The organism is Burkholderia sp. Ac-20349 (assembly GCF_017104865.1).
GTDB lineage: Bacteria > Pseudomonadota > Gammaproteobacteria > Burkholderiales > Burkholderiaceae > Burkholderia > Burkholderia aenigmatica.
In genome coordinates, this window is record NZ_JAAGPM010000009.1 from 80,378 (window position 1) to 104,240 (window position 23,863).

The 23,863-nt window shown below is 65.2% G+C and carries 12 protein-coding genes; 9 read left to right on the forward strand and 3 right to left on the reverse strand.

Features of this window, described 5'->3' with window-relative positions; translation table 11 throughout:
* Nucleotides 1-97: 97 nt before the first annotated feature.
* Complete coding sequence (locus G3N61_RS05195) at nt 98-12,862, forward strand: filamentous haemagglutinin family protein (RefSeq protein WP_241017595.1); 12,765 nt, start codon at nt 98-100, stop codon at nt 12,860-12,862.
* A gap of 102 nt (nt 12,863-12,964) precedes the next feature.
* Here G3N61_RS05195 and G3N61_RS05200 read toward each other — a convergent pair whose 3' ends face one another.
* Together G3N61_RS05200 and G3N61_RS05205 are read right to left on the reverse strand one after the other, a co-directional pair.
* Nucleotides 12,965-14,293 carry a substrate-binding domain-containing protein gene (locus G3N61_RS05200; protein WP_205821774.1) on the reverse strand — a complete coding sequence of 443 codons (1,329 nt, stop codon included), beginning with the start codon at nt 14,291-14,293 and terminating at the stop codon, nt 12,965-12,967.
* A gap of 164 nt (nt 14,294-14,457) precedes the next feature.
* Entirely contained in the window at nt 14,458-15,792 is a 1,335-nt protein-coding gene (locus G3N61_RS05205) for a substrate-binding domain-containing protein (protein WP_205821775.1), read from the reverse strand.
* Nucleotides 15,793-16,432: 640 nt separating this feature from the next.
* On the opposite strand from G3N61_RS05205, the gene gspF reads away from it, so the two are divergent.
* Nucleotides 16,433-17,650, forward strand: a complete 1,218-nt coding sequence (gspF, locus tag G3N61_RS05210) for a type II secretion system inner membrane protein GspF (protein ID WP_089452499.1) — start codon at nt 16,433-16,435, stop codon at nt 17,648-17,650.
* 11 nt (nt 17,651-17,661) lie between these two features.
* Here the strand turns inward: gspF and G3N61_RS05215 are convergent, their stop codons facing one another.
* Nucleotides 17,662-18,114 (reverse strand): general secretion pathway protein GspC, encoded by a 453-nt coding sequence (locus tag G3N61_RS05215; protein WP_205821776.1) that lies wholly within the window; start codon nt 18,112-18,114, stop codon nt 17,662-17,664.
* Nucleotides 18,115-18,253: 139 nt separating this feature from the next.
* Between G3N61_RS05215 and gspG the strand changes: the two genes are divergently transcribed.
* The 7 genes from gspG (at nt 18,254) to G3N61_RS05250 (ending at nt 23,641) form a co-directional block, all read left to right on the forward strand.
* The gene (gene gspG, locus G3N61_RS05220; RefSeq protein WP_089452661.1) at nt 18,254-18,667 is read left to right on the forward strand and encodes a type II secretion system major pseudopilin GspG; all 414 of its coding nucleotides are present in this window, start codon (nt 18,254-18,256) and stop codon (nt 18,665-18,667) included.
* Between the two features lie 4 nt (nt 18,668-18,671).
* Nucleotides 18,672-19,175: a GspH/FimT family pseudopilin gene (locus G3N61_RS05225; RefSeq protein WP_241017588.1), complete on the forward strand. Its 504-nt coding sequence runs from the start codon at nt 18,672-18,674 to the stop codon at nt 19,173-19,175.
* 28 nt (nt 19,176-19,203) lie between these two features.
* Nucleotides 19,204-20,691, forward strand: a complete 1,488-nt coding sequence (gene gspL / locus G3N61_RS05230; RefSeq protein WP_205821777.1) for a type II secretion system protein GspL — start codon at nt 19,204-19,206, stop codon at nt 20,689-20,691.
* On the forward strand, nt 20,655-21,167 hold the full coding sequence (locus G3N61_RS05235) for a type II secretion system protein M (RefSeq protein ID WP_179258787.1): 513 nt from the start codon (nt 20,655-20,657) through the stop codon (nt 21,165-21,167). The genes gspL and G3N61_RS05235 overlap by 37 nt, the downstream gene beginning before the upstream one ends.
* Before the next feature lie 165 nt (nt 21,168-21,332).
* Nucleotides 21,333-22,079 (forward strand): secretin and TonB N-terminal domain-containing protein, encoded by a 747-nt coding sequence (locus tag G3N61_RS05240; RefSeq protein ID WP_089452503.1) that lies wholly within the window; start codon nt 21,333-21,335, stop codon nt 22,077-22,079.
* 6 nt (nt 22,080-22,085) lie between these two features.
* A complete protein-coding gene (locus G3N61_RS05245) occupies nt 22,086-22,634 on the forward strand; it encodes an RNA polymerase sigma factor (protein ID WP_043177401.1) in 549 nt (182 codons plus the stop codon).
* Between the two features lie 11 nt (nt 22,635-22,645).
* Entirely contained in the window at nt 22,646-23,641 is a 996-nt protein-coding gene (locus tag G3N61_RS05250; protein WP_043177399.1) for a FecR domain-containing protein, read from the forward strand.
* Nucleotides 23,642-23,863: the final 222 nt, after the last annotated feature.

Below are 23,863 nucleotides of genomic sequence, written 5' to 3' on the forward strand. Positions count from 1 at the left end.
GGCAGCACGCGCACGCACGGCACGACAACCTGACGCGACGGGCTCGCGCCCGGTCCTGAAATCGGAACTGCGGCCGCTGGTCCGGGCCGTGGCCTTGATGCTGCTGGCGGGCGCGTCCGCGCACGTGCACGCGGCCGGCATCATGAACCTCGGAGCGGCGGCCGCGCGTGCATCGGGCGGCGGCGCGGGCGGCGCCGGTGGCGCGCCGGGCATGCCGAATCTGGGCGTGTCGGCGCAGCAGGCGCTGCAGGCGAGCCAGCCGTCGATTCGCAACCTCGGGTATGCCGCGCATGCGATCGCCGCACAGATTGCTGCGCAGCAGAATGCGGCCGCGGCGGCGGCGAAGCTGCCTTCGACCGTGCCGAACGGGCTGACGCCGGGCGGGCTGCAGGTGGCGGCCGGTGCGTCGAGCGATACGAACAATCCGGTGCTGTGGTTCAACGCGAATGCGCCGACGCAGAACGTCGACGGCAGCGGACACGTGAACGTCGACGTCAAGCAGACCGGGCAGAACGCGGTGCTGACCTGGGAGACGATGAACGTCGGCCGGCAGACGACGCTGAACTTCGACCAGTCGGCCGGCACGCAGACGAACGGCGCGAACAACTGGGCCGTGCTGAACCGGGTCAACGATCCGAGCGGCAAGCCGAGCCAGATTCTCGGGAACATCACCGCGCAGGGCGCGGTGTATGTGATCAACCGGAATGGGGTGTTGTTTGGTGCAGGGTCGCAGGTCAACGTGCATTCGCTCGTGGCTTCATCGCTGAACCTGCTCGATATGAAAAACCAGCTCGTGCCGACGCCTGCGGGCATTGTGGCGAGCAATCAGCAGTTTTTGAGCTTGCCTGCGGGGACGACGGGCGGGCTGGCTTATCCGGAGTCGGGGAGTTCGAGCGGGGTGGCCGGGTCGGGGGGCACGCTGAACGAGGTACTGGGGCTGGGTAATCAGGTGACGTTGATCGGCACGTACCAGGCGCCGGGTGACGTGACCGTCGAGCAAGGCGCGTCGATCACGACGCATACCAACGGTACGGCGAGCGATGGCGGTTTCGTGCTCGTTGCCGCGCCGAATGTCACGAACGCGGGCAGTATCTCGGCGACGTCGGGGCAGGTCGTGCTCGCGGCGGGGGTGGGGGTGAGTCTGCGGCCCAACGGAGCCGGAGCGTCGGGCAATCCGCAAGTCCTGCTGCCGGCGCTGAGCGGGCAGATCGTGACGGTCGATCCGGCCACGGGGAAGTCGATCGATATAACGCCGGCCGGCACACTGACGAACACGGGCATCGTGCAAGCTGCACGTGGCAACGTGAATCTGCTCGGCAGCCGCGTCGCGCAGAACGGTGTAGTGGGCGTGACGACGAGCGTGAATACGCCAGGCACGATCACGCTCTCGACGGCGGACGAGTATGCGTCGAACACTCCGCTGGGTACGCCGTATCCGAATCAGGTCCTGAGCGGAGCCGACAATACAAACCGTGCCGGCCTGCTGAGCTTCGGACCCGGTTCGGTCACGACGGTACTGCCCGACAACAACGGCCAGACCGCGACGTCCACGCCGGGTACGACCTTCACGCCGGGCGGCATCACGATGACGGCCGGTTCCGTCTGGTTCCAGGGCGGCTCACTGATCGAGGCACCGGGCTCGAACGTATCGGTGACGGCCTATGCGCCGTCGATCGTGGTGAACAAGGTGCCGGGCCAGACGGCGGTGCCCGGCCGGATCTATGTGGACGACGGCGCGACGATCGACGTGTCGGGGCTGGCGGACGTGCAGGTGCCGATCGCGCAGACGCTCGTGACGGTCGACCGGATCGGCCAGAACGAACTCGCCGATTCACCGCTGCTGCGCAACAGCTTCCTGTTCGGGCTGAAAGGCGTCGTCGTCGACAGCACGCTGACGGGCACGCGCAGCGACGGCGTGCAGTGGGTCGGCAGCCCGATCCTGAACCTGTCGGGTTACGTGAACCTGATTCCGCGTACCGTCGACCAGTTGCTGACCAATGGCGGCACGATCACGCTGTCCGGCAACGAGGTGATGACCGCGGCAGGTTCGTCGATGAACCTGAACGGCGGGTATGTGCATTACAACGGCGGGATGGTCAACACGACGCGGCTCGTCGATGCCAACGGCGCGATCGTGCCGATCGGGCAGGCGAGCCCTTACGACAACTATGTCGGCATCGCCGGGCAGTTCATCGAGAGCCATCCGCGCTGGGGCGTGACGAAATCCTGGTACAACCCGCTGCTGACGAGCGGCACCTACCAGTCCGACTACATCGTCGGCGGCAATGCGGGCACGCTCGACCTGTTCGCGTCGCAGGCGCTGGTGCTCGACGGCGACATCAGCGCGCAGTCGTTCGGCGGCGCGAAGCAGATGCAGGGCAACAGCCTGCCGTCCGGCGGCACGTTCAACCTCGGTGCCGATCCGAAGCTGGCCGGCGGCGCGCTGGCAGGGATGACGTGGAACACCGTGGCCAACACGACGGTCACGATCAACGGTATCTCGGGCACCGCGATCCTGCAGGACAATGCACCGCAACTCGGCGTGCTGATGCCGGGCTTCTCGATCGATACGCCGATCGACAAGACCGCGTCCCAGTCGATGGCCGTCAATGATCCGAACAACCTGCTGACGACGCAGGTCGTGCCCGTTGCGAAGCTGAACAACGGCGGTTTCGCGAACCTGAACGTGACCGAGGACAAGGACGCCGGCAAGGGCATCGTGGTCGCACAGGGCACGCAATTGAACCTGCAGCCGGGTGGATCAATTTCGCTCAGCAGCACGGCGGTTGGTGCGGCCGTGAATGTCGCGGGACGGCTGTCCGCGCCGTCCGGATCGATTTCGATCACGAGCGGCGGCAATGTGGTTGTCGGGCCGCAGGGTGTGCTCAGTGCGGCCGGACAGTGGGTGAACAACGATGTGCTGGCTGCCCCGGGCACGACTCCCGGCAACAGCCAGTTCATCAACGGCGGCAGCATTTCGCTGTCGGCGACGCAGCAGGGATCGGTCGTCGTGAACGGCAGCAACGTGGATACGACGGGGTCGATTCTGTTGCGACCGGGAAGTGTGCTCGACGTATCGAGCGGCGGCGAAATGCTCGCGAACGGCCAGCTGCTGATGCAGAACGGCGTGCCGGCCGGGCGCGGGGGCAACGTTGCATTGCAGACCTACGCCGCATCGCAGGCGACGCAGCAGTTCGGTCATACGCGCGACAGCGGTTCGCCCCTGCCCTCGACGCAACCGACCGCGGGCACGATCGCGATGGGCGGCACGATCCTGAGCGAAGGCTTTTCGGGAGGAGGCACGTTGACGCTGGAGGCGCTCGGCTTCCGGATCGGTGGTGACCGGACGGCAGCGTCGCCATGGGACGTATATCTGCCCGAGAACTTCTTCGCGCAACAGGGCTTCGGCAAGTACGTGCTGAACGCGTACTACGATTCGACCATCGCACCCGGCGCGGAAGTCGCACTGACTCAGTTGAACCGCATTCCGGATGCACTGGCGCTCCAGCGGACAAACTCGGGCACGAATCTGTCGGCCGGCGGCCTGACGACAATCGGTCAACTCGACACGTATCACCGGCAGCCGACGAACCTCGTGTTGACGGGGGGGAATTACGTGGTGTGGCAAGGCGCGCCAGACAGCCCGCCGCCGTCGTATCCGGGTGTGGCTGGCGCGGTCACGCTGTCGTCCGGCGCATCGATCAACGCCGATGCCGGTGCGAGCGTCGTTCTCGCATCGCCCACGCAGGTCACGGTGCTCGGTTCGGTGGTCGCGCCGGGCGGGTCGATCTTGCTGAGTGCCGATACCGGAACCCAGAACGTTCAGCAGGGGCAATTCAATGTCTTCACGCCGAGCAACAGCCGGTCCGTCTGGCTCGGCTCCGATGCGACACTCGATGTTTCTGGCGTCGCCCTCGCCAATCCGCTTGCGGCGCCTGTGAAGATGGGAGGAACGACGGTCTTGCCGAAGGCGGGGAAGGTTCTGCCGGGCGGTTCGGTGGCGCTGTCGAGCGATTCGGGCTACGTAGTCGCGCAAGCCGGTTCGAAGATCGACGTATCGGGCGCATCGGCGAGCTTCGACCGGTTGCAGGCGAACGGTACGTATGCAGCCCAGCCGGTATGGAGCGATGCCGGGTCGATCACGTTGTCGGCCGCCTATGGACTGTTTGCGGACGGGACGCTGGCCGGCTACGGTGGTGCCTCACAGGCGCGCGGCGGCACGCTGACGATCCTGCCGCACCAGAACAACACCTCGGCTGGCGCGACGGCGCTCGTCGTGCGGCAAAGCGGGACGCTCGTTCCCGCTGGGCTTGCCGCCGGCCAGGATTTCTCGACCGCGATCGATCCGACCACCGGTCAGCCGATCGGTCAGCCGACGGGCGTGATCCAGTTCGCGGCCGACCGCCTGAACGATTCGGGTATCGCGAACCTGGTGCTGGGCGACAGCACGCCGTCCGCGTTTCGGATTCCGGTGCCGCCGGTTGTGTTTGCCGGTGACGTCAACCTGACGTTGCCTGAATCGGTGACGCTGAATACCGGACGAATCGCGGCAATCGGGATGGACCAGCTCTCGACCCTGCTGTCGACACCGGCCCTGCCGGCAGGCGGCGATTCGGTGCTCGTGAACCTGCTCGCCCAACCGCCGGCTCATCCGCTCGGCACGACGGTGACCATTGCCGCGCCTTATGTCGCGCTGGCCGGCCCGGTACAGACTTCGTCGTCTCCCGCGTTTGCACCGGTTGCGACGCTTTCCGACGCGACGCTGAACGTGAACGCGTCGTTCCTCGACCTGGGCAATCAGATCCAGCTCAACAATATCGGTCAGGCGACCCTCGCAAGCAGTGGCGATATCCGACTCGGTTCGACCAGCGTGGCGCAGAGCGGCCCCGCCGGGCTGGTTCCCGGCGTACTGTACACGCCGGGCAACGTGACGTTCAACGCGGCGGACGTTTATCCGGCGACCGGCAGCACGTTCATCGTCGATGCGGTCGGCCCGGTCGATTCGACCACCGGCAAACCCGCGCCGACCACCGTTACGTTCGGCACGACTGGTGCGTCCGGCACGCCGCTGTCGGCGGGCGGCACGCTGCTCGTCGACGCGACGAACATCGTGCAGGGCGGTGCCGTGCGCGCGCCGTCCGGCTCGCTCGTATTCGGCGTCGGCGACCCGACGAACAGTGCGACGCAGAAGCAGTTCGGCAACCTGCCGCTGGTCGCGACCGATTCGGTGACGTTCGCGAACGGCAGCGTGACGTCGGTTTCGAACGGCAGATCGATCATTCCTTACGGCACGACGGTCGATGGCGTCGAATGGCAGTTCAACCCGCTCGCGGGCACGACGGCGCCTGACCTGAGTGCGCCGCCGGCCAAGTACATCGGCGTGAACGGCACTAGCGTCGCACTCGACAAGGGCGCGACGATCGACCTGTCCGGCGGCGGTGACCTGCAGGCCGCCGAATGGGTGCCGGGCACGGGCGGCACGCGCGACGTGCTGTCGCAATACAACGTGAGCTATGCGAACGGCAAGGGTGCAACGGCCGTGCCGGTCAACGCGGGCGCCGGGAACGTCTACGCGATCGTGCCGGGCACGCAAGCGCCGGTTGCCGCCTACGATCCGCTGTTCGCACAGATCCTGCAGCCTGATGTCGCCAGCAATGGGACGCCGACGACCAAGACCGTGACGCTGGGTGTCGGCCAGGCCGGGATGAACGACGCGATCGGCAAGGCCGTGTACCTGTCCGGCGTGCCGGGCCTCGCACCTGGCTATTACACGCTGCTGCCCGGCAAGTACGCGACGCTGCCGGGCGCCTATCGCGTGACGGTATCGGCGACGACCGGCAACGTCGTGCCGGGCGCGTCGCAGGTGCTGCCCGACGGCACCGTCGTGGCGGCCGGGTATTTTGCCGATGCGGTGACGGGCGGCCGCAGCGCGACGCCGACGCTCTTCAACGTGCAGTCGGGTGCGACGTGGCAGCAGTACTCGCAATACATGCTGAAGGGGGCGAACGACTTCTTCACGACGCAGGCCGTGAAGCAGGGCAACGTGACGCCGCCGCTGCCGGTGGACGGCGGCCAGCTCGTGCTGGCTGCAACGAAGGCGCTCACGCTCGGTGCGACGCTGAACGCGGCGGCAGGTGTGGGCGGCGCGCCGGCCGAGGTCGACGTCGCGTCTCAGGACATCCAGATCACCGGCAACGGCAGCGCGGCGCTGCCTGGCTATCTGCAGATCGGCGGCGATGCGCTCGATTCGCTGAACGCCGGCAGCCTGCTGATCGGCGGCACGCGCGCCGCGACGACGAAGGGCGTGACGATCACGCCGATCGCGAACAGCGTGGTGGTGTCGAACGATGCCGGCTCGTCGTTGAAGGGCCCCGAGATCCTGCTCGTGACGAAGACCGACGCGAGCGGCACGGATTCGAGCGCGGCGAATGGCTTGCGTGTCGACGCGGGGGCGTCGATCGTGGCCGCCGGCGACTACCCGGCCGCGAAGGACCAGCCGATCACGATCGCAGGCGACGGCGCGCTGCTGCGCGTATCGAACGGCGCGATGGCGCCGCTTACGCGCACGGGCGGCACCGGCACGGGGCTGCTGACGGTCGGAGCAGGCGCGACGCTGTCGGGCGGCCAGGCGCTGATGCTCGATTCGTCGGGCAACCTGAAGGTCGATCCGAGCGCGGTGCTGTCGGGCAAAGCGATTACCGCAGACGGCTCGGCGATCACGTTCACGAATGCGAGCGGTGCGGCCGCCGCGAACCTGCCGGGCTTCGTGATCGATCCAGCCGGGCTCGCGCAGCTTGCCAACGCGGATCTCGTTTCGCTGCGCAGCTATGGTGCAATGGGTTTCGTCGGCGATGTGAACGCGACGTTCGGCAAGAGTGTCGACCTGAGCGCCGGCACGTTCACGAGCGACGGCGGCCACGTCACGTTGAACGGGCAGCAGATCGCATTCACGAACGAGACGGGCGCACCCACCAGTGCGGGTACGACAGGCAGTGGCACGCTGACGGTCAACGGGAAGGAGATCGACTTCGGCGCAGGCACGAAGACGCTGAGCGGGTTCTCGTCGGTGAACATGACCGCGAGCGGCGGCATCGTGGGGCAAGGCACGGGGACGTTCGATTTCGGTGCAATGCCGGTGACGCTGAATGCCCCGGTGTATCTGGCCGATACGAGTTCCGCGTCGACCGTGAAGACGTCCGGTGTCCTGACGCTGAACGGCGCAGCGGGCACGGCGCTGACGACAACGCCGGTCGGCGGCGCGTGGAAATTCGTTGGCAGCACGCTGGCCGACAACGGCGCGACGATCGCGGCACCGGCCGGCAACGTGAGCCTCGAGGCGACCACCGGCAACCTGACGATCGGCAGCGGTTCGACGGTCAGCTCTGCAGGTGTGTCAAAGCAATTCTTCGACGTGACGCAGTACGCGCCGGCCGGTTCGATCATCCTGACCGCCGATGCAGGGACGGTCGACGTGCAGTCGGGCGCAACGCTCGATTTCTCGGGCGCGAAAGGCGGCGGCGCGGCGGGCAGCCTGACACTGTCTGCGCCGAAGCAGGTCGTGAATCTCAACGGCACGCTCAAGGGCGGCGCGACGAACGGCTATGCGGGCGGCTCGCTGTCGCTCGACACGGCCGGGGCGGCCGATCTCGATTCGTTGGCGCAGACGCTCGCATCGAGCGGCGTGAACCAGTCGATTGCGGTTCATACGAAGTCCGGCAACCTGACGTTGTCGGCCGGTAACGCGTTGACCGCGCGCTCGGTGTCGCTGACGGCTGACGGCGGCGCGGGCAATGCGTCGGATACGGCGAACGGCAACGTGAACGTGCTGGGCACGATCGACGCGTCGGGCAAGGCGGGCGGGCAGATCGACCTGTACGGCCGCAGCGGCGTCGATGTGGAGGGCATGCTGCTCGCACGCGGCTCCGACCCGACGCAGCGCGGTGGCAAGGTGAACATCGGCACGAGCGCGGTGTTCGATCCGACAGTGGCGAACCCGTACAACGCGACCTATGGCTACGAGAACATCGATCCGTCGCGTTCCGGGCTGATCCGTGTCGGTGCGAATGCGCTGATCGACGTATCGGGCGGGACGGCCGGCGGGTTGTCGGGCGGCACGGTGAATTTCCGCGCGCCGTTGCTCGCGGATGGCAGCGTCGATGTTCAGCTGCCGAATGCGTTCAACGACGGCAAGGGCATCGTCGGTTCCCGTGCGACGACGCTCGAGGCGTACGCGACGTGGAGCACGACCGATGCGACGTCGGGCGCGCAGCACTTCGACGGCATCGTCGATCCGGCAGGCTGGTACGACAGCAAAGGGCATTTGCTGGCCGGTACGTTCACAGCACAAGGCACCAATCCGCCAACCTTCACGTTTGCGCCGAATGCGAGCGGCGACGGTGGCGGCACGCTGACGAACAACGCGACCGGTGCACAGGTAACGCTGACGGGGAGCCAGTCAGACCTGGCTTCGCTGTACAACGGTGTGGCGTCGATTGGCTTCCCGGGAGCGAGCGGCGCATACTTCGTTCCGACGACTGCGAACGCCGATCATCAGAACTACTACGGCGGACAGATCGTCAAGGCGAGCGACGGCACACTCTCGATGACGCCCGGCACGCTGATGGGATTCATTCAGAGCGGGCTCGGAGCGAATGGGCCGACGCTGCAGGGCTCGACGGCGAACATCGCGAATTTCCGCGTGGCACCCGGTGTCGAATTCGACAATCCGGGCACGGCGATCAACGGCGGCAACATCTCGGTCCTGTCGAACTGGAATCTCGGCGCGGGACTGCCGAACAACAGCGGGACGATCGATCCTTCGTATCGTTATAACGGGACGGTCGCGCCGATGCTGACGTTCCGGGCGACCAACAATTTCGATGCGGAAGCGAGCATTACCGACGGGTTCTTCCAGAACCAGGTGGCGACGATCCTGGGGGCGGCGGGGAATGCCGGCGCGACGGGAACGTATGCCGCTGCGCTGGCGTTGTACAACAATCTGATATCGCTTTACGATCCGGCGTCGATTACCGTGCAATTGACGGATGGTTCGACCCATTCCTTGTCCTCATTCGGCAACAACCCGGCTAGTTCGCTATACGATCCAAATATGGCGCTGAGTGCGCCGCTCGTAAAGCAGACGGCTGATTATTATTCGGATTACCTGGGGTATGCGAATGCGTGGGGGGGGTATTACGATCTGTGGGTAAATGGCGCTGGATTTTTTGGGAACTATGCGCTTCATGTGATGCCCCGTGTTCCGCTCTCGACCGCTGCGCCAATACTTTCCGGAAGCGCGTCGTATCAGGGTTATTCGGAAGCGTATTCGCAGTGGATGGCCGGATACGTGATGGCTACCGTGACGGGGTTGGTCAGAAACGGGGTGGTGGTGTTTAAGCAGTTTGGCACGCCCACGCCTCCTGTCATGTCATCTAATCCGACGGATTACAGTACCTACATTTCATTGTACGGAACATCGTACTTTGGCAAGGTATCGACCACGAAGTCGTCGGGTAGTGTGTTGGTGCATCCAAATAACGCATTCAGTTTTGTATTTGCTCCGACCGCACCATTGTCTATTGCCGATACGGGGATTTCCAATATTGGAAACTTGCCGGGTAACGTGCCGGCAAATGTTGCAACCGCCAACAACCCGTTGCCCATCAGTTTCGCCGCACTCCTCGGAGGACAAAGCTCGTCGTACCGCGTAGTGGGCGGCGCCGACCTGACGAGTGCCAATCCGCTTGCCGTGCAACCCGGCGCGGCATTCGATGCCGGCAGCGCTGCATCCGGTAGCGTGACGCTGAACCAGCACACGGCCTACGTCGACTCGAAGGGGTTGACGTTGCTTCAGCCGACGACGATTCGTACTGGCACGGGATCGATCGACATTGCAGCGGGCAACGATTTTGCGTTGGCGGATACGACTGCGCCGGGTGTCGTCTATACGGCGGGTGCGCCGGCACAGGGCTCGCCCGCGTTGGGCCTTAGCTCCAAGGTCATGAGTGGTAGCGCGGGTCTGCAAGATATTCTGGTTACCCCGACCGTGAATCCCGATTCTGCCGGCGACATATCGATTCGTGTGCAGGGCGATATCAACGGCATCCAGAACGTGACCGATGCGACAGGAGCTGTAACCGGCGGTGCCGGAAACGACATCAGCCAGTATTGGTGGCAGTGGATGCAGATCACCCCGGAGGCAACCGCGAGGAGCGGCGGAATTGTCGCCCCGTTGACGAGATCGTCGATCGATTTCGGCGCATTCGACCAAGGCGTAATGAGCGTCGGCGGCAACGTATCGATCAGCGCAGGCGGCAATATCTCGGACTTCGCCGTGTCATTGCCAACCACGTGGTATCTGAACGGAAACGGCAAACCGGTTACGGCCGGCGGCGGAAACCTGACGGTACGAGCGGGGGCCGATATTCTGAGCGGCGACTACTTCGTCGCGAAGGGGACGGGGACGATATCGGCTGGCGGACGCATCGGGTCGGATATTGCCGTGCTTTCTCCACGAACCGCGGTGGGTCCGATTGCCGTTTCTACCGTGCTTGCAACGCAGGATGGCATATTCGATGTCACGGCGCGTCAAGGCGTGGAAATCGGCGAAGTATTGAATCCGTCTTATGCAAGCCGGATTTCGCCGCCCGGTGGTCAACCTACTAAAGCCGTCCTCCTGGAATACTATGGACAGTATCCCGACAGTCAGGGTTACTCGCCGACTTCCACGGTGAATGTCCTGTCCACAACCGGAGATGTCCGGCTCGGCGCGCTAGGCGGGCTACTGACAGGCGCAAATGGCGTTCTGCCCGCGAGTGTCAATCTGACAGCATTCGGCGGCGGGATCCATATCGATTCAGGGGGCGTGCTTTATCCGTCGGCCGTCGGCCAGTTGAATCTGGTTGCAGACCAATCCGTGTACCTTTCCAATGTATCAGTCCTGCGAACCAACGCAGATATGCCCAGCACGTTTGGTTTGTCGGACGCAGATCCATCGCAGATGCCTTCTCCGACAAATCCGCAACCGATGCCAAATGTCCCGTCGCTGATGAATACGACGCTCGCGGCACATGCGCTGAATGCGCTTCATGGCGACGACATGCAGCCCGCGCGTCTTTACAGTCTGAACGGAAGCATCGTCAATGGCACCGTCGACGCGCTCGGCGCGAGCGACGGTTTATACCAGAATCTCGTCACGCTATCGATCGACAAACCGGCGCTCGTGCAGGCTGGACAGGACATCATGAATCTGGCGTTCTGGGGGCAGAATTTGCGCAGTTCTGATGTGACGCGGATCGTTGCCGGCCGGGACATCTACGACACGCCGATTTCGACGGCCGCAGGCGCGGTACCGGTACTGGAGCTCGGAGGGCCGGGCTCGTTCGATGTGCAGGCGGGACGCAACATCGGCCCGCTGACGAGTCAGGTCGAGTTGTACAACAGGAAGGCGAACACGGGCGGGATCGCGCACCTGTTCACGGGTATCGATGCAGTCGGCAACGTGAACAATCCGAACTTGCCGCACGAAAGCGCGAACGTCAACGTGCTGTTCGGCGTCGGGCCGGGTGTCGATCTGCCGGGATTCGTTTCTACCTATATCGCTCCGGGCAGCTCCGTCGCCGGCGTGCCGAGTGCGACGCCTGCATTGATCGCGTTCATGGAGCAGTACGACGCGGGGCTTGGCGTCGATACGGGATTGCAGGTGGACAAGGACGCTGCGCTGGCGAAGGTCGGCCGGTTGACGGCCGATGACGCGTGGAAGCAGTTCCAGGCGTTGCCGTCGTACGTCCAGCAGTTCTTCGCGGAGAAGGTGTTGTTCAACGTGCTGGCGCAGGTCGGTGCGGACTTCAACGACCCGGCGAGCCGGTACAACGGCCAGTATTCGCGAGGCTACCAGGCGATCAACACGCTGTTCCCCGCTTCGTTCGGCTATACGGCGAACAATCTGAGTGGTGGCTCAAACGGGGCGAACAAGCCCGCGAGCACGGGCAACCTCGATATCCGCAGCACGACGATTCAGACGCAGCAAGGCGGCGACGTGACGATCCTCGGGCCGGGCGGGCAGGCGCTCGTCGGCAGTACGACGGCGCCGCCGCAGATCGTCGGCAGTGACGGGAAGGTCGTTGCGGGCCCCGGCACGATGGGGATCCTGACGCTCGAGAAGGGTAATGTCGACATCTTCACGGATCAGAGCGTGCTGCTCGCACAGAGCCGGATATTCACCGAGCAGGGCGGCGACATGACCATCTGGAGTTCGAACGGTGACATCAACGCGGGCAAGGGCGCGAAGACGTCGGCCGACACGCCGGCGCCGCAGTATGTCTGCGATGCTAACCACTACTGCACGGTCGATTCGCGCGGGCAGGTGACAGGGGCGGGGATCGCGACGCTGCAGAGCATTCCCGGTGCACCGAAAGGCACGGTCAACCTGATCGCGCCGCGCGGTACCGTCGATGCCGGCGATGCGGGTATTCGTGCGGGCAACCTCAACGTCGCCGCGTTGCGTGTCGTGAACGCGGACAACATCCAGGTGACCGGCAAGGCGACCGGTATCCCGCTCGTTCAGGCGGTGAATACGGGCGCGCTGACGGCCGCGAGTTCGGCGGCGTCGGCGGCGAGCCAGGTCGCGCAGGACATCGCGAAGAACAATGCTTCGGGCGTTGCCCCGCGACGCTGGGCGATCAGCGTGCAGGTCGAGGGCTTCGGGGATAACGGCCCGGATGGCGGGTCGAAGCGGCGCAAGTCGGAGCAGGTTGGTTACGACTCGTCGAATTCGGTGTCGCTGTTGGGGTTCGGCGCGGCCGGGCCGACTCAGCGGACGCTGCTTAGCAAGGACGAGCTTGGGAAGCTGAACCGCTTCTGATACGGCAGTGCCAGTATTGTTGGGACTGGAAGAGTAGAGAATGCCCCGCCTCGAATGCTCGAGGCGGGTTTAACGGAAGCGTCGAATCTGCGATGCTTCGGACTAACGGCCGTTGTAAAAAACGCAGCTCGATGCGTTGTTGATGTCCAGGTTGTTCCCGCTTGAATTGCTGAGGAAGTTTGCGGAGATCGCGGCCTGGAAGCTTGACGGTACGGTGTCGAAGCCGTTGCCGCGCACGACCGACGCGAAGCTGGCGTTCGTGTAGTGATTGTTCAGGAAGCTTTGAACGTTCGATGCCACCATCGGATCGGCGTAACACTGGCTCAGGATGATCTGGCTCGTGCCGGAAACCGGATAGCCGGACGTCGGGTTGGCCAGGGTGGCGTAAGCCGCACCCGAGACCGGCACCCACTTCGTCGGGTCCACTGCGGTGGGCAGGGTCGACGGCGCGGAGATCGCGCTGATTGCCGTTGTCGCATTTGTATACGTCGGCGCGTAGTACTGATTGTTCATCCTGTTATAGAGGCTGGCGAGCGGAAGCTGCAGCGCGCCCGATGGCGTCACGATCGTGCTTTGCGATGCGAGGAACGTGTTCGTATAGGCCGGGCTCAGGTACGCGACGGCGGCCGTACCGACCGACCACAGCGTCGTGAGCAAATTGCGAACGCCACCGTCGCCCGCAGCCGCGACGAAGTTTGATGGCACGCCTGTTGGGAATGTCCACATATTCGTGAACGTCAGCGAATCGATGAACGTGACACCGGCTTTCGTGTTTGCCCTCGTGCAAACGGCAGCCAGATGGCGCGTCAGCAGTTCGGTCGTGCCGCTACCGTCCGAGCGATAGACGACCGTGATCGGGGCGTTCGCCCTGTAAAGGCCGCCTTCCGGGTCGGTGACCTGGTTCCAGTTCGTCAGCTTGCCCGAGAAGATGCCGCATAGGTCGTCATCATTCAGCGCGATGCTGTGCGCTTGACCCGGCGTCGTTTGCGGCGTGACCGAGCTCGTCACGGCTGGACCGTTGACGACCGGCACCGTGATCGCAGTAACGAGGTACGGGATCTGGATCAGCGGGCCGCTATTCGTACCGACCGTGCCGGCGTTGTACGCCGTGACTTGCGCCGTCGTGAGTGCCGCCTCGCTGTTCGCGAATGCGACCGTACCCGAGACACCCGCACCGAAGAACGTCGGCTGGTTGTTCAGGAACGCGTTCTGACCGGCACCCGAACCGACCGCGAAATACGTGAACGTCGCGCTGGACGTGCCGAACAGGCCGATTTCACCCGAAGCCGGCGAGTTGGCGCCGAGCATGGGGGCGACGAGTGACGATCCTCCACCCTGAATGACGGGGCCGGCCGCGATGGCGAGCGATGTGCTTGCGCCAGAAATGACAAGTGCCAGGATGTGGCAGATCTTGCGTTTGCTGAATTTCATGTGAATTTCTCGGAGACGTGGCCGGACGCAACGTGTATGTATCGACCGACGCTCAACGGATCTATCGGTACATCGCTGCACGTGACGTCGGCAGTGCAAAAAAAAACCGCCTCGAATACTCGAGGCGGTTTCAACAGGACGCGTTGAATCAGGGATGATCCGGATTACCGGCCCGCGACGAAGGCACAGGTCGACGCATCGTTGATATCCAGCCCGTACGTGCTGCTGTTGCTCAGGAAGTCGGCGAGGATCGCGGTCTTGAAGCCTGACGGGACGGTGTCGAAGCCGTTGCCATGCACGACCGATGCGTAGCTGGCGTTCGTGTAGTGGTTGTTCAGGAAGCTCTGAACGTTCGAGGCAACCGTCGGATCGGCGTAGCACTGGCTCAGGATGATCTGGCTCGTACCCGAAACCGGATAGCCGGACGACGGATTGGCCAGGGAAGCGTAAGCCGCACCGGAAACCGGCACCCACTGCGTCGGATCCGCTGCGGCGGCCCGGGTCGACGGCGCGGAGGCCGTGCTGACTGCCGTCGTCGCATTCGCATACGTCGGCGCGTAGTACGCGCGGGCCACCGTGTTGTAGAGGCTGGCGAGCGGAAGCTGCAGCGCGCCCGACGACGTCACGACCGCGCTTTGCGATGCGATGTACGTGTTCGTGTAGTCCGGGCTCAGGTACGCGACGGCAGCCGTACTGGCCGACGACAGCGTCGTGAGCAAACCGCGAACGCCGCCGCTGCCCGACGCTGCCTTGAAGTTCGCCGGCACGCCCGACGGGAATGCCGACGTGTTCGCGAACGTCAGCGAATCGATGAACGTGACGCCCGACGCGGTGTTGTTGGTCGTGCAGACTGCAGCCAGGTGACGGGTCAGCAGTTCGGTCGTGCCGCTACCGTCCGAGCGATAGACAACCGTGATCGGGGCGTTCGCCGAGTAAAGGCCGCCTTCCGGGTTGGTGACCTGGTTCCAGTTCGTCAGCTTGCCCGAGAAGATGCCGCACAAGTCGTCGTCGTTCAGCGCGATGCTGTGCGCTTGACCCGGCGTCGTTTGCGGCGTGTTCGCGCTCGTCACGGCCGGACCGTTGACGACCGGCACCGTGATCGCCGTCACGATGTACGGGATCTGGATCAGCGGGCCGCTGTTCGCACCGACCGTGCTGGCGTTGTATGCCGTGACCTGCGTGCCCGTCAGCGCGGCATCGCTGTTCGCGAAGTAGACCGCGCTGGTGGTGTTGGCGCCCGCGCCGAAGTACGTCGGCTGGTTGTTCAGGAACGCGTTCTGGCCGGCGCCCGAGCCGACCGAGAAGTACGTGAACGTGGCGTTGTTGGTGGTGTACAGGCCGATTTCGCTGGCGGGGTTGCTGGCCGAGCCGATCGTCGGCGCGACGAGCGACGAGCCACCACCTTGAATCAGCGGGCCTGCGGCCATCGCGACCGATGCACCCATGCCCGAAACGACGAGAGCGAGGACTTGACAGATCTTGCGCTTGCTGGATTTCATGAGAAATTTCCTTGGACGAAGATAAACGGGAAGCCTGCTGCTGCGGTTTGAATACCGTGTCGACCGCCGGATAAATGTAGGAGGAAATCCGTATGCGGCGTGTGAATTTTTAATAACGAATGGTACGGAACATTTTTGGCGATATTGCCAATGGAGTATTCGGATTGGCGGGCGGCCAATCGGGACTGATTCGCGGGACGCGTGAGTCCCGGATGTTGGGAAGACGATGACGTTCGGTGACGGCATGTCGTGCGGCGGGCGTGTTGGCGGGCAAGGCAGCGCTATCGCAACATCAGGTCAGTTTCGTGGCGGATGCTACGGAAGATTTCTTCCAGAGGCGCATCGGCTATCCGATTTATATATTCCTGAAATTGATTCAATTTCGTTAATTTTTGGATATTGATTCGTAATTGCTGGGTGGTCAATGATTGAATAATTGATGCCATCGATATGAATTAAATCATCTCTCCAATATAAGAGTGCCGGCCGAAAGTAATAACGCCCGCCAAAGCCAAAAAAGGTAGCCCAACATCCGTCACAAATCTGCGCCGGTTCGCTCCGTAGTCTTCCCCGACGACTCCGTCCGACTCGTTGCACGACGTCGCCGAGCAAGTCGCACACGTGACACGAGGGTACTGACATGTCGGCATTCCGTTACGAAGCGATCGATCCCACCGGCCGCACGCTGAAAGGCGTGCTCGAAGCCGACAGTGCGCGCGCAGGCCGCAGCCATCTGCGCACGCAGGGTCTCACGCCGCTCGTGGTCGAACTCGCCGCGCAACGCCTGCACGGCGAGCGTCGTCAACGCCTGTCGTTCGGCCGCAAGCTGTCGCAGCGCGAGCAGGCGATCATCACGCGCCAGCTCGCGAGCCTGCTGGTCGCGGGTCTGCCGCTCGACGAATCGCTGTCGGTGCTGAGCGAGCAGGCCGAGCGCGAATACGTGCGCGAGCTGATGGCGTCGATCCGCGCGGAAGTCGTCGGCGGCCATTCGTTCGCGAATGCGCTCGGCCAGCATCCGCGCGACTTTCCGGAGATCTACCGCGCGCTCGTCGCAGCGGGCGAGCACACCGGCAAGCTCGGCATCGTGCTGTCGCGTCTGGCTGACTACATCGAGCAGAGCAATGCGCTGAAGCAGAAGATCCTGCTCGCGTTCACGTATCCGGGCATCGTCACGCTGATCGCGTTCGGCATCGTCACGTTCCTGCTGAGCTACGTGGTGCCGCAGGTGGCGAACGTGTTCACCAGCACGAAGCAGCAGTTGCCGACGCTGACGGTCGTGATGATGGCGTTGTCCGGTTTCGTGCGGCACTGGTGGTGGGCGTCGCTGCTTGCAACGATCGCGATCGTCTTTGCGATCCGCAAGGTGCTGTCACAGGACGGGCCACGGCTGAAATTCGACCACTGGGTGCTGACCGCGCCGCTCGCCGGCAAGCTCGTGCGTGGCTACAACACGGTGCGTTTTGCAAGCACGCTCGGCATCCTGACCGCAGCGGGCGTGCCGATCCTGCGCGCGTTGCAGGCGGCCGGCGAGACGCTGTCGAACCGCGCGATGAGCGCGAACGTCGACGATGCGATCGTGCGCGTGCGCGAAGGCTCGGCGTTGTCGCGCGCGCTGGCCCATACGAAGACATTCCCGCCGGTGCTCGTGCACCTGATCCGCTCGGGCGAAGCGACTGGCGACGTGACGACGATGCTCGACCGCGCATCCGAAGGCGAATCGCGCGAACTGGAGCGCCGCACGATGTTCCTGACGAGCCTGCTCGAACCGCTGCTGATCCTGGCGATGGGTGGCGTCGTGCTCGTGATCGTGCTCGCGGTGATGATGCCGATCATCGAGCTGAACAACATGGTGCAGTGATGCGTTGTGGCTCAGCGCACGAACGCGTTGGCGTTCTGCACAGCGGGCAGCGCGATCTCGCGTTGCAGGCCGTTGCGGTCGACGACGATCGAGCGGGTGCGCACTTCAGCAAGTTTTGCGGCTTCGCCAATCACCGAGCCGATCCGCACGACGCGCGCCGCTTCGCCGCCGACGCTGACGCTGACGATCGCGGCCGCACGGCGCGCGTCGAACGCGAGCACGCCGAGCAACTGGATCGTGTTGCGGTTGTCGTCAGGTTTTGCGCCGAACAGTTGGGCGCTGGCCGTGACGTCGAACGGTGCGGGCGGCGCGGGCTGGGCAGGCGCCGGCGCATCGGACGCGTTCAGTGCGCGCGCGGCCCACATCGAAACGGCGATGAGCGCCGCGCCGGCTGCAAGCGTCGCGACGAGCGGCAACGGATCGATGCGGGACGGAACGGTGCGCAGCAGGGCGAGCGGTTTCATGGCGACGAGGTGGTTCGATGGGTTCGATGAACAGGCAACGGTTTCCATTCTTTGACACAAGGGTGAATGCATGATGACGCGCCACGAAGAAGTCCGAACGTTGCATGCCGGCCGGCCGCATGACGGTGCGCGCCGCCGCATGCAACGCGGCTTCACGCTGATCGAAATCATGGTGGTGGTCGCGATCCTCGGGATTCTTGCGGCGCTGATCGTGCCGAAGATCATGAGCCGTCCCGACGAGGCGCGCCGCATCGCCGCGAAGCAGGACATCGGCACGATGATGCAGTCGCTGAACCTGTATCGGCTCGACAACGGCCGCTACCCTTCGCAAGAGCAGGGGCTCACTGCGCTGATCCAGAAGCCGACCACCGATCCGGTGCCGAACAACTGGAAGGACGGCGGCTATCTGGAGCGCTTGCCGAAGGATCCGTGGGGCAACCCGTATCAATACCTGAACCCGGGCGCGCACGGCGCGATCGACGTGTTCAGTTATGGCGCGGACGGCAAGCCGGGCGGCGAGGGCAATGATGCGGACATCGGCTCGTGGCAGTGACGGCATGAAGCTTGCGCGCATCAGGAAGCGGCGTCCGCTCGCGGCACGCGATGCGGCCGGCTTCACGCTGCTGGAGATGCTCGTCGTGCTCGTGATCGTCGGGCTGCTGGTCGCGGTCGTGACGCTCGCGCCGTCGCGCAATCGCCGCACGGATCTGGCCGAGGAAGCGCAGCGGCTCGCGAACCTGCTCGAATCGGCCGGCGACGAAGCGCAGGTGCGCTCGATGCCGATCGCGTGGCAGGCGGTGGGCGGCGGCTATCGCTTCATGCAGCGCACGGAAAGCGGCGCGTGGGCGCCGATGGCGGACGACCTGTATCGTGCGCGTCGCTGGGGCACGGAGGTGACGGGCGTATCGGTGCGTTACACCGGCGGTGGTGAAACGCCGTCACGTATCGTGCTCGGCAGCGAAAGCATCGACGTGCCGGTGACGATCACGCTGTGGTCCGGCGATGTGCGGATGGCGGTTGTCGGTACGGGCATCGGCAACTTCGTCGTGCGTCGGCCATGAGTGGCGCGCGAAGTGTCCGGGAGGCGCGATGTCGAGCCTGATCGTGTTGCTGCCGTCGATCGGCGCGTTCGATGCTGCGGGGAGGGAAGCCACGGAGATGCCGTACGCGCTGTTCGACCGCCGTGGGCAATGCGTGCGGGCGGGGCGCGCGCATCGTGAAGCGTGGCCGAAGGCCGCGTCGACCGTGCTCGTGCTCGCCGCACGCGATACGTTGCTCGTCGACGTGAACCTGCCGCCCGTGAAGGGAGAGAAACTGCGACGCGTGCTGCCGCATGCGGTGGAGGAGTATCTGATCGGCGATGCGCAGCAGAGCCATGTCGCCGTTGGTCCGGCTGCAACCGACAACGCGGCGCGACCTGTGGCGGTCGTCGATCGCGAGCGGTTCGGCGAAGTGATTCGCTGGTTCACCGAGGCCGGCCATCGGCGCGTGCGTGCGGTACCGTTGATCCACTGCATGACGACGATGGTGTACGGTGGGCCAGCGGATGGCGGCGAGCAGGACGATGTGTTGCCCGAGTTCGCAAGGTCATCCACATCGCGAACACTTCCAATACCGAACGGCGACGAGGATGGCGAAGCGGCAGTGCTCATGCACAGCGAAGCCGATGTGCTGAGCGTCGATCCACCCGCATTGAGCGAAGTGGATGCCGAACGTTGTGAAACCGATGTACTGGTCATTTGTCGACCCGCATCGAGCGAAGCCAATACCGATACCGATGCGCGTGGCAACCCGCTCCGACTTGAATTGGCCATCAAGCGCGGATCATCGGGGTTCGGATTTGAAACGCATGCGTCGGCGCTGGATACGACGATTGCCGAGTTGTCGAAACACGATTCCGTGCGGGTACACGCGCTGGTTGTCGAGGGTCACGACGATGTCGAAGGCGGCGCCACAGCCGCATCGGACCTCCGCGCACGCATGGCCGGACCGTCCGCATTCCCGCTGGCCGCACGAACACTACGGTGGGACGCACTCGCAAGCAACGCGCTCGACTGCAAGTTCGACCTGTGCCAGTTCGAATTCGCCCGGAGCGCTTCACGCGCCGCCACGGGCGGGTGGCGGCGCTGGCGCGTGCCTGCCGGCCTGGCGATCGCGTCAGCGATCATCGCAATCGCGACGATCAACGTGCAGTGGTTCCAGCTACGCCACCGCCAGGATGCGTTGAACACGGAACTGACGGCCCGCGTGAAAGCCGCCTTCCCCGAAACGAAGGTGTTGCTCGACCCGCCGCTGCAAATGCGAACCGGGCTCGAACGCCTGCGCGCGGCGGCCGGCGAGTTGCATGCAGACGATTACCTGGTGCTGTCGGCGTCGTTGTCGCGTGCGCTGGGCCCGATCCCGTCCGATGCGATCGCGACGCTCGACTATCGCGACGGCTCGCTGGCGGTCGCCTTCCGTCCCGGTACGACCGTCGACGGCGACGGATTCCGCCAGCGCCTGCAGGCGCAGGGCGTGACGGCCAACGAGGAGGATGCGAAGTGGATGCTCGGCTCCGCGCGGCCCATGCCGCGCTGACGCAGTGGCTCGATGGCCGTTCGCCGCGCGAGCGCACGCTGCTGGCGGCGGGCGGTGCCGTGTTGTTCGCGGCGCTGGTTTACCACGTGATGTGGGAACCTGCGTACACGGGGCGCGCACGCATTGCGGCCAATCTGCCCGCATTGCAGCGACAAGTAGCCGAAGCTGGCGGGCAACTCGCAGAAGCACGACGCCTGCGCGCAGCCGCCGCGATCCGGCCGCCGGCCGGTGCCGCACTGCGGGATGCGCTTGCCGCATCGCTCGCACAGTCGGGCATCGCGAAGGCGCAAGTCGCGGTGCTGGGCGAAGGCATCCAGGTGGACGCGAAGGGCATCTCGTTCGCCGCCTGGATGGACTGGCTCGACCGGATGCGCGACACGCACCACGTGCGGGTCGTGAGCGCGCACGCGAGCGCGGACGGCAAGCCTGGTGTGACGACGGTTTCGGCGTTGCTGCAGCCGCCAACGGCCCGTTGATTGCGAACCGCATGAACGCAGCGAAAGTATTGAATCGTATCGCTGCACGGTTCACCTGACTGTCATAGTGCCCGCTCACAATCTGACGTTCGTTTGCTGCGGAACCGCTCACGGGGGTGCGCGTTTCGCACGGCAACGTGCAACTCCACTTCCGTCCAGGGATTCATGACTCGTTCACGGGCGCCGACCGGTGTCCTGGCGTTCGTCGCGTGGCTTGCGTTCGTCGTGCTGTGCATGCGCGGCGTACAAGCGCAGGAGACCGGTTCCAGCGGCCGCCAGCCGGGCAGCATGGTGCATTTCGATCTGCCCGCGCAGCCGCTCGCAAAGACCTTGCAGGACTTCGCGCGGCTGACCGAGCTGATCGTGCTGGCGCCGGCGCCGCTGCTCGACGGGCGCACGAGTGCGCCGGTCCAGGGCGAATTCGCGCCGCGCGACGCGCTCGAGCGAATGCTGGCCGGAACGGGATTGCGTGCGGAATTCTCGCGCCCGGACGAAGCGATCATCGTCGCGCAGCCGGCTGCCGAGCAGGTGCCCGCGACGGCCGACCCGCCGGCGGATGCGGCCTTGCCGATCGACGGGATCGGCGATTCCGGCGATCGGCGTGCGTTCGCGGGCATGCTGCAGGCGCATCTGATCGATGCGCTGTGCGGGCAGCCGGGGGCGGTGCCGGGCAGCTATCGACTCGTCGCGCAGGTGCGCATCGACAACAGGGGGGCGGTGGTGGCGGTCAACATGGTGGCATCGAGCGGTTCAGCCGCCCGCGACGCGGCGGTGATGCGTGCGTTGCGCGCATTGAAGCTGGACGACGCGCCGCCTGCGGACCTGCCGCAGCCGGTCACGATCCTGCTGCGGCCGGCCGGCAACGGCGTGCATTTCCGCTGTCCGGCGCCGCAGCCGGCGGTCCGGGGCTAGGCCGCGATGACCGACAGCAACCGCACCGGGCTCAGGAAGCTGCTGGCGACGCGCTACGCGTACCTCGTCAGGCGCCTCGAGCGCGTGACCGGGTCGAAGGACGGCGCCGCCGACGCACTGCACGAAACCTGGCTGCGCCTCGAGAACGCGAACGTTTCCACGCAGGTGACGAACGCGGACGCCTATATACTCGGGATGGCGAACAATGTCGCGATCGACCAGCATCGCCGCGAACGCCGCCATCTGCACGACGACGATGTCGAGACGCTGCTCGAGATGCCCGACGAACTGGCCGACCCCGAGCGTATCGTCGCGGCGCGCCGCAAGGTCGAGACACTGAAGGACGTGCTGCGCGGCCTGCCGCCGCGGCGCCGCGCGATCCTGCTGGCCGCCCGTGTGGACGGCCTGCTGAACCGCGAGATCGCCGAGCATTTCGGCATTTCGCTGCGGCTCGTGGAAAGCGAGCTGAGTGCGGCAATGAAGTACTGCCTGCAGCGCATGCAGGAAGATGGTGATCCGTACACGGGCACGCGAGGCGGCCCGCGTAAATTTTGAGCATCAGGACGATGACGAAAGCCCAGGCCGAACCTGCCCACGACGAACTCGACGAAGCGAGTGCGTGGCTGCTGCGTCTGCGCTCGGGAGACGCGAGCCAGGCCGAAGCCGATGCGTTCGAGCGCTGGTGCGCTGATCGTCCGCAAGCCGCCGACCTGCTGCGCGATACCTGGAGCTCGCTGCGCACGGCGGCGACCGAACTCGCCCACGAGGAACGCGCGGCCGCTGCCTGGGCAAACGTTGCCAAGCGCGAGCGCACGATGCGCACCGGGCGGCGCGCGTTCATCGGCTTCGCGGTGGCGGCCGGCGCGTCGTGGCTCGCGTTGCGCCCGCCGATGCAGTTGTGGCCGTCGCTCGGCGATCTCGCGGCCGACTACCACACGGGTACCGGCGAGCAACGCAGCGTCGCGCTGTCGTCGCGCGTGACGGTGGAGCTGAATACGCAGACGCGTCTGGACGTACTGGCCGCGAGCGACGTCGCGCACGGCGTCGAAGTCGTCGCCGGCGAGGCGGAGATCGACGCGGCTGCGCCACCGGCCGACCGCGCGACACCGATCCAGCCCGTCACCGTGGTGGCAGGCGGCGGCCGTATGCAAGCCACCGTCGCGCGCTTCAACGTGCGGCGCACGGGTTCGCAGGTCTGCGTGACCTGCCTGTCCGGCACGGTCGCGCTCGAGCATCCGCGCGGTGCGCGCACGCTGACGGCCGACGATCAGGTCGTCTACGACGATCGTGGCGTGCAGCCCGTGTCGCGGATCGATCCAGGCGCGGTCACTGCATGGCGGCGCGGCATGCTGGTGTTCAACGGCGTGCCGCTCGCCGATGTCGTCGACGAGATCAACCGCTACCGGCGCGGCAAGGTCATCTTGCGCAGCGCGTCGCTCGGCGAGAACCGCATGCAGGCGCAGTTCCCGATCACGCGGGTCGACGACGTGATCGACATGGTCGGCCGCCTGTATGGTGCGCACATCACGCGCCTGCCCGGCAACATCGTGCTGCTGAGCTGACCGGCTTCCCGCGTTTTACTTTTCCTTCTTCCTTCCGCTGGCGATGCGTTCGCGTCGCTTCCGGCTGTCCGCGCGCTGCGGGTTACGGCCGTCCGATACGACTTGATCAATGAGGGCCGGCAAACGCCGGGCTGCCTGTCATGGCGGCCCGGTGTGACGTCGTCGGACCCGAGGCGTGGGTGGCAAGCGCCCCGGCCGTGCAGCGATGCGCGGTGCGGGGGA